This window comes from Endozoicomonas sp. SESOKO3 (assembly GCF_024606255.1).
This window is the reverse complement of the sequence record NZ_JAHHPR010000486.1, coordinates 1-8,215: the sequence shown is the minus strand read 5'-3', so window position 1 is coordinate 8,215 and position 8,215 is coordinate 1. Positions and strand designations below refer to the sequence as shown.

The window sequence follows — 8,215 nt, the reverse complement described above, 5'->3', positions numbered from 1 at the left end:
AAACAAAAGAAAGCCGCTATGAGTACACGCTATCTGGCTGAAGTCCTTGCTGGGCTGGCACTTTCATGATTTTGCCGTGCTAAATCAACGTATCCGATACCCTGCGTGTAAAGCATTCTTCGAATACTTCTAGGTTCAGCAGGCAGAAAACCCGATAAAAAGTATCGTGGGAGGGAATGATTTTCATCATCTTGCCGCCTCTTGCCATGCAGTAATTATTGAGAAACTACGTTTCATTTTTTGATTAGGGAATTTATTAGTTCTTATTATGGTGGTTAAGAATACGCTTTGGGTGATTTCGGAAAAATTATTTAGACTCATTTTGTCAGTGTTTGTGAGTGCTTTAGTAGCTCGGCATTTAAAGCCAGAAGGTTTTGGAGTCTTAAACTATTACTTGGCAATTATTGCTGTTTTCGTGATAATAGCGTCCCTTGGTTTTAATAGAATCATTGTCAGGGAAGTGGCCAAAGTTAATAGTTTTTTAGGGAAGGCTGAAATTATTTCTACTGCTTTTATTCTACGATTCTCAGCTTCTATTATAATTTTACTAGTTTGTGTAGCGTTATCTTATTTTTTTGTTGAACAGTCGGCGCTACTTTCTATTATTGCTTTTTTATGCGTTTTACTTAATGCTTTTGATGTCTTGGATTTTTATGAGCAAGGGGTTGGCTCATTTCGTATAGTAAGTGTTTTGAGAGCGATAGCTTTCTTTTTATCTGCTATTTCAAAAGTCATTATGGTTTATATTGGGCTTAGTATTACATGGTTGCTCTCGGTAACTTTGTTAGAGTATTTTTTAATTGCTGTTTTTTTTATGAGGTTTTGTGCAAGAGAAAATGAAACCTCTTTAATAAGTATTGACTTTTTTAGAGTTAGAAAGGCGAAAGAGCTTTTAAGTGAATCTTGGCCTGAAATAATTGCTGGGTTTTCTTCGATTCTTTTCATGAAGCAAGGGCAATTGATGCTCTTCTATATGGCATCGGAGTCTGAAGTTGGAATTTATTCTGCAGCCCTTAGGATAAGTGAGGCTTGGTATTTTGTACCTGTTGCAATTGTTGCTACAACTTTTCCAAAGTTGGTTGAACTCAGAGAAATATCTAATGAAGATTATATGAAAGCGATAAGTTATCTTTTCGGCGTTGTCATAATTATTTCTCTAGCTGTTTCCTTTTTTGTAACTCTTTTTGGAGGATGGTTGATAGATATAGTATATGGTGATTTATACAGCCAAAGTTCAACTGTTCTTATTATTCATGTGTGGGCGTCCGTCTTTTTATCAATGGGGCTGGTTTCAGGTTCTTGGCTGGTTGTAGAGAAAAAATTAAAACTTAATTTGTATAGGAATATTTTTGGCTTAATAGTTAATTTTGTATCAAATATGGTTTTAATACCTAGATTTGGTGCCAGCGGTGCTGCAATATCTATAGTGCTCAGTTTTCTTTCTTCTTTCTTGCTGTTTGATGTTTTTGTTAAAGAGCTTAGGTGTTTGGGTAAAGAAAAATTACTTTCATTTCGTTATATTTTTGATAGTAGATTTTGGGTCTATGTTAAGTCTGAACTTAAGTTTTAATTATGCGGTTAGTCTCATCTATAACCATAGATAGAAGGAGGGGAAATGGAGTTTGGATTTGAAAAGTATGGGTTTGTAGTAATACGTAATGTATTTACGGAAGAGTTTCTTTCAGAAAGACGATTTTTTTTGGAGTCCATCATCTCATATGCTGAAAAGAATTATGCTGACCCATTTGAGAAGTATTATTTAAAGCATAGGGCAGATCAAGGTGTACTATACGATTTGGTTCAGAGATATCCACTTTTCAATGATATGGTACGTAACGAGAAGATCCTTGATGCTTTGACTACTGCACTAGGTGATAATATTTTTATGTATGAAAACAGTCTTGTTTACAAACCAAAAGGAAAAAAAAACGGCGTGCCATGGCATCAAGACTTTGTATCTAGGCCTGAAGAACCGATTAAGTATATAGCGTGGTGCGCAATCGACCCAGTAAAAAAGAGCACTGGTGCATTAAAGGTATTCCCTGGTAGTCATAATTTGGGATTTCTTCCATGGTATAGAGTTGAGGGTGAAACACATCACGATAGGATAGACTTAAGTCAACTTGAACTTGATGAAGTAATGTACGTCGAATTAGATCCTGGTGATGTTTTGGTTTTTAATCAACTTCTTGTGCATGGTAGTGATGAAATGAGTACTAGTGATAAACGTTTAGTTTTTCGTGCTTCATTTCAAAACTTTGATGAGATTTACACGCCAAGAGGAACACCGATTGTTGTTAAAGGGGCTTGTGGCGAAAGTTTGGAAAGAATATTTGATTCACCTAGAGTTGCTGATCAAAGAAGCTTGTTAGTTAAGGGTGTAAACAAGTTGGGTAGATTTTTGTCTACTTGGGGATTAGAGAGATAATGAATATTAAATCAGTGTACAATCATTTTTATAATTCATTATTTGAGAGTAACTTAGCACTTAAAAAGCCTAGAGTAATTCAGTTTCCAGTTATTGATATTTGTAATTCTCGGTGTCAGATGTGTCGTATTTGGGAAAATAAACAAAGCAGAGATATTACTTCTGACGAGCTTAGGAAAGGATTTGAAAGTGACTTGTTCAGTAATGTAGAGGCCATTGGGTTCAATGGTGGTGAGCCTACCCTTAGAAAAGATCTAATCCAGCTTGTAGAGATTGCTCTAGAAAAACTTCCGAAGTTACAGTACGTCTCTATAATAACGAATGCTTTTAAACATAAACAAGTTATAGAGCAGCTCGAAAATCTGGGTAAACTCGTTAAGTCATTCGATAAGAATTTTGATGTAATGGTATCTTTAGATGGTTTTGGAGATGTTCATGATGCTGTTCGCGGAAGAAGAGGTAACTTTGAAAACGCAAAAAAAGTACTTTCTTTCCTTTCTGGGTTTAGGTCTGTAGATAGTGTAAGTGTTGGGTGTACAGTCGTCCGAGAGAATGTTTTTGAACTACCTGATTTATTAGAATTCTGCATTCATGAAGGATTTTATATTAAATTCAGGCAAGGAATACCACATCAACGATTATATACTGAAAATCTTCTTGACCCTTATGCCCTAACTTTTGAAGAGAAGTACGAGCTGGTTGAATTTCTGGAGGGAGTGGTTAAAAATTATGAAACTAATCCAATGCAGATATTTTTTTATCGCTCATTGATTGATCAAATTCTTTACAATAAACCGCGTGCAGCGGGGTGTGACTGGAAACATAGGGGGGCTACTATAACAGCTAAAGGTGAGTTAGCATATTGTGCTGTAAAGAGTAAGCCTCTTATGGATAATATTGCTGAAGGTGACCCAATGCAGGCATATTTCGGTAATAGCAAACACTTAAAAGATATAATCAAAAACGAATGTGATAATTGTCACCATGATTATACTGGATTACCAAAGCCTGTGTTCTATAGACGAATTTTGTTAGAACGTTTGGATGAGAAATTTACACTGAAAGAAAATGTTCGTAAGCTCCCAGGGTTTACCTTTTTAAACAATATTCGTAATCGTCATAGATTTCTAAAACAGATAGAATATTTTCGTACACAGCCTGAAACTATTGATATACCGAGAGAAACAAATAAGAAGATTCTAATATGTGGTTGGTATGGCACAGAAACGCTTGGGGATAAGGGAATATTAGGTGGTGTGATTAATACCTTTATTAGAGTATTAGGTGGACCATCAAAGTTTACAATAGTTGCTCTAAATCCTTATGTCACTGAAATGACCCGATGGCAAATGAAAGAACTACGTAATGTTGAAATTGTTACGCCTGAAGAGGGTGTAGGGCTAGTTAAGCAGATGAATTACGTTGTGTTTGGTGGCGGGCCATTAATGGCACTTGATTCGTTAGCACCGATGCAGGCAATTTTCGAACGTGCCAAATCACATAAAGTATGCACAATTGTGGCTGGCTGTGGTGTAGGTCCCTTGGGAAGTGGTTGGCATAATAATAGCGTAGCCTCAATACTGCGACTAGCAGATATACGAGTATATCGTGATTCAAGATCGCTTGCTTATGCGAAGCAACTAGGCATAGAAACAGCGAATGATACTATTGCCGAAGATCCTGCATTCACCTGGTTGTCCCAGTTTAATGGTAATTTTCCTAAGAAAAAAAAACATGATGAAAATAAGGTATTGTTGCTTGGGTTGCGTGACTTTCCTTATCAAGGGTATGCACGACATATTCCTGAAAAAGAAGCACTATGGATAAGAGATAACTATGAAAAGGTTGTTGTAGATGCTTTAGTCCATCTCAAATTAAGTCAGCCTGACATAATAATAAAGCCCTTGCCAATGTGTACAAATCACTTCGGTTCTGATGATCGTTGGTTCTATCGTCGTCTTTTTAGAAATAAAAATCTATTAGCAGAAGCTATTGATTACTCGCTTTTAGGTAGAGAAATGGAGCCAATCGCCTATTGTGAAGAATTCAGAAAGGCTGATGCTCTTTTGGCAATGCGTTTTCATTCTTTAGTTTTTGGCTTGGGGCTTGGCGTCAATTCAATCGCTCTTGACTATACACTCGGTAAAGGAAAGGTTCATTCTCTAGCAAAACGGTTTGACGTTCACACGTTATCTATGACTGAATTAAAATCGGAAGATTTAGTTCATGCACTCGAATTAGCACTTGATGCACCTTCAATAGATCCAATTGATAAAGAAGACTTGTTATTCGAGCCAAAATTGCGAGAGAAGCTGAAGGAAGTGGCGTTATGAAAATCCTGCACCTCTGCTATAGCGACTTGGAGGGTGGTGCTGCCCGTGCAGCCTATAGGCTGCATCAGGCACAGCGAAGTGTGGGTCTGAACAGTCATATGCTTGTTATTAATAAGTGTTCTGATGACCCTTATGTGCATACTGTGAGTTTACGAAAGAAATTAAGGGTTAAAGCTGCTGCGACAATTGCTAGAAGGATACTAAAGGCTCAGAAAACGGGTAACCCAATTCATCATTCGTTGAATCTTTTTCCATCTGGTTTGCCCCGCATTATAAATAAGCTTTCACCAGATATAGTGAACTTGCATTGGGTTGGTAATGAAATGTTATCAATAGGTGAGATAGCTTCACTGAAGCAGCCCATTGTATGGACATTACATGATATGTGGTCTTTTAGTGGTTGTGAACATTATGATGATGACCTTTCATCTGAACGTTATTCTGCAGGTTACAGTCGTGAGTCGCGTCATTCTGAGCATAGCGGGATAGATTTAGATCGATGGATTTTTCAGCGAAAAAAGAAAACTTGGTCTAACAAACGTTTTCATATTGTAGCACCAAGTAGTTGGTTAGCTGATTGTGTTCAAAGGAGTACTCTATTTGCTGATCAATCTGTCAAGGTTATTAATAATTGTATTGATCATTCAGTTTATAAACCGTTATCTCGAAACTTGGCGAGAGAAACGCTTGGTCTATCTCAGAGTAAGAAGTATTTATTGTTCGGTGCAATGTCGAGCACATCTGATCCTCGAAAAGGTTACCATTTACTAGTACCAGCATTACAGAAGCTAAAAAAACTGGGAGAGGCCGAAAATATTGAGTTGCTTATTTTTGGTGCAAGTGAGGGAACAACTGAACAAGAGTTAGGCCTGATTACACACTATATGGGAAGATTGCATGATGATATTAGTCTCTGTCTTTTGTATAACGCAGCAGATCTGTTTATAGCTCCTTCACTACAGGATAATTTGCCAAATACACTGGTCGAAGCTCTTGCTTGCGGTACTCCTTGTGTTGCGTTTGATATAGGTGGAATACCTGACTTATTAACATCACCATTGTTAGGTCAAAAATGTAGGATTTTGGATTATCAGCACCTAGCCCAATCGATATTAAATGGACTAAAGAAAACCGCTGAAAGAGATCAGATTGTTTGTCATAGCAAAGAAAAGCGCAGTCAAAAAGTAATAGCGGATTCTTATAAAGATTTGTATCATATTTTGTAAATGAATCAAATTTTATATCCATTAGTTTTTATTAGTCACTACCTGATGTGAAACCACCTCTTTAAATTTGAGAGTTAGTCGCTTAAGTTTGAAGTATCACCATTAAACAAAAACAAAGGTAACTCTCTATGTGGCATAATAACGATCCTGCGATCGAATACAGTCTTGGATTGCTGGTAGGGTAAAATTATGAAAAGCCCTGAATCCAGTAGACTCAATGGCTATAAGGTCATCTAGCTGTAGAGTAAAATAAGCATTCACTGTCTTATATAAGAAGATTTGTATGCTCTCGAAATGAATACATTTTATTTCATGAGTAAGCTAACTGGCATATATGATGCGAGTCAGCAATGGAAAGTGGATCATAAACTCGCTGATATTCTGCTCTTAACCATCTGTGCGATCATTTCGTGTTGTGAGGCTGGGAAGTAATTGAAAACTTTGGCAATGAAAAATTGGATTGGTTAAAAAGATATGGTGAATTTGAATACTGAATTCCTTCACATCATACAATTTTCAGGCTAAAAGCAATTCCAGAAATGCTTTATTGAGAGGGTGCAAGCCTACCACCATGCAACCAATGCTGAGATCATTGCAGTTGATGGAAAACAACAAGAGGATCTTACGATAAAGGCAAGGGCAGGGTAAAATCTAGAAAGCCTCTGCTATCACAGAGATTCAGCGGCATATATGGCCTACGATTTAATGGTTATAAAATCTTCAAAACAAGCCCACTTAAGGCTTCAAAAACATTAGTCATTTTTCTCTTTATTAGCAAATAGCTCTTAGGTTAGCAAACGCTATTGCTTTTAGATTTCGAAAAATCCAGGCTTCCATGATTTTTACCTGCGTTACCGAATAAATGTCGGAGCAGTAATTTTCGCAGACTTTAGTGATATTGCAGTCAATCTGTTGAATAATACGATAACCTCCAAAGCAGGTCTGAAGAGAAAATAAAAAAAGCCGTTATGGGCGCAGGCTATCTTTCTGAAGAGCTTGCTAAGCAGGTGGTTTTACGATTTTGTCGAGAGTTTAAATCGAATAAAAGGCTAGTTTTGTAATGTTTAAAATTGATGAGCCGACTGTTTCAATAATTACAGCAGTATTTAACGGTGAACGACATATTGAAGAGACCATACTTAGTGTTATTAACCAAACTTATAAAAATATTGAATATATTATTATTGATGGTGGCTCAACTGATGGAACGGTAGACATAATTAAAAAATATGAAAGAAATATTAAATATTGGATTAGTGAGAAAGATAAAGGTATATCTGATGCATTTAATAAAGGGGTTTTGCAGTCATCAGGTGATTTTTTGAATTTTCAAGGTGACGGTGATGGTTTTTGCAGCAATAATGCTATTGCTGAGGTTATGAATGGAGTGGATTGCCAAAAGGTCATGCTTGTTTCTGCAAGAATAAAAAGAATAGACAAGGAGGGGGGGGTACTTTATTTGTCAAAAAATATGAGAAAATTTAAAAAATCTAGTTTGTTGTTCAGAATGCCGCTACCACATCAAGGTTTATTCACTCATAGGTCGTTGTTTGAAAAATATGGTCTGTTTGATTTAGATAATACTTTTTGTATGGACTATGAACACTTACTTCGTGCATATAAAAGCTTTCCCAGAATAGTGTTGAAAGATGTTATTGTTGCAAAGTGGAGAGATGATGGTATTGGAAATAATAGAGAGCTAGAGGTTTTAAAAGAATACAATAGGATAAAGATTAAAAACAAGATTGCAAATCCACTAACTCTAAAAGTTATCCACAATTGGATTTTGTGTAAATATATAATAAAGAAATATTTAGGTATGTTACATGGAAAGTGATAATGGACTACTGTGGGTAGATTTATTAAAATTTTTTGGTTTGATTTTTGTGATACTAGGCCACATAAATAGTCCATTCTCAAAATTTATTTATTCTTGGCATCCCACTGTGTCAGGATTGTTGTCCGGGTTACAAATTAACCAACTAATAAAACAGTGGGCGGTAGACAGGTTATAGTGCCTAGTTATTCTGAAGAACGTAAAGCCGCTGTATTGAAAAAGCTTTTACCACCCCTCAATCGCTCTGTTCCTGACGTTGCCAAAGAAGAAGGCATTAGCGAGCAGACCCTGTACAATTGGCGCAGACAGTTAAGAGATAAAGGGTTGCCCGTGCCAGCAGGGAAAAATCATGAAACCTCCTGAAAATATTGACCTGTAGCTTATATTTGTT

At 36.5% G+C, this 8,215-nt stretch carries 5 protein-coding genes and 1 pseudogene; all 6 read left to right on the top strand.

What is annotated here, in order from left to right; genetic code table 11:
* The first annotated feature begins 268 nt into the window (after positions 1-268).
* The gene (locus tag KDK18_RS08350) at positions 269-1,570 is read left to right on the top strand and encodes a flippase (protein ID WP_257254447.1); all 1,302 of its coding nucleotides are present in this window, start codon (positions 269-271) and stop codon (positions 1,568-1,570) included.
* Between the two features lie 45 nt (positions 1,571-1,615).
* Complete coding sequence (locus KDK18_RS08345) at positions 1,616-2,428, top strand: phytanoyl-CoA dioxygenase family protein (RefSeq protein WP_257254446.1); 813 nt, start codon at positions 1,616-1,618, stop codon at positions 2,426-2,428.
* Positions 2,428-4,761: a polysaccharide pyruvyl transferase family protein gene (locus KDK18_RS08340; RefSeq protein WP_257254445.1), complete on the top strand. Its 2,334-nt coding sequence runs from the start codon at positions 2,428-2,430 to the stop codon at positions 4,759-4,761. Before KDK18_RS08345 ends, KDK18_RS08340 begins: the two co-directional genes overlap by 1 nt.
* On the top strand, positions 4,758-5,987 hold the full coding sequence (locus KDK18_RS08335) for a glycosyltransferase (RefSeq protein ID WP_257254444.1): 1,230 nt from the start codon (positions 4,758-4,760) through the stop codon (positions 5,985-5,987). Before KDK18_RS08340 ends, KDK18_RS08335 begins: the two co-directional genes overlap by 4 nt.
* Positions 5,988-7,047: 1,060 nt before the next feature.
* Positions 7,048-7,824 carry a glycosyltransferase family 2 protein gene (locus tag KDK18_RS08330; protein WP_257254443.1) on the top strand — a complete coding sequence of 259 codons (777 nt, stop codon included), beginning with the start codon at positions 7,048-7,050 and terminating at the stop codon, positions 7,822-7,824.
* Positions 7,825-8,001: 177 nt separating this feature from the next.
* Positions 8,002-8,160, top strand: a pseudogene (locus KDK18_RS08325) (transposase); the annotation flags it as partial.
* Positions 8,161-8,215 lie beyond the last annotated feature (55 nt).

Coding starts and splice junctions, on each gene's coding strand:
- KDK18_RS08350 (WP_257254447.1), top strand. CDS start 269: ATGGTGGTTAAGAATACGCTTTGGGTGATTTCGGAAAAATTATTTAGA.
- KDK18_RS08345 (WP_257254446.1), top strand. CDS start 1,616: ATGGAGTTTGGATTTGAAAAGTATGGGTTTGTAGTAATACGTAATGTA.
- KDK18_RS08340 (WP_257254445.1), top strand. CDS start 2,428: ATGAATATTAAATCAGTGTACAATCATTTTTATAATTCATTATTTGAG.
- KDK18_RS08335 (WP_257254444.1), top strand. CDS start 4,758: ATGAAAATCCTGCACCTCTGCTATAGCGACTTGGAGGGTGGTGCTGCC.
- KDK18_RS08330 (WP_257254443.1), top strand. CDS start 7,048: ATGTTTAAAATTGATGAGCCGACTGTTTCAATAATTACAGCAGTATTT.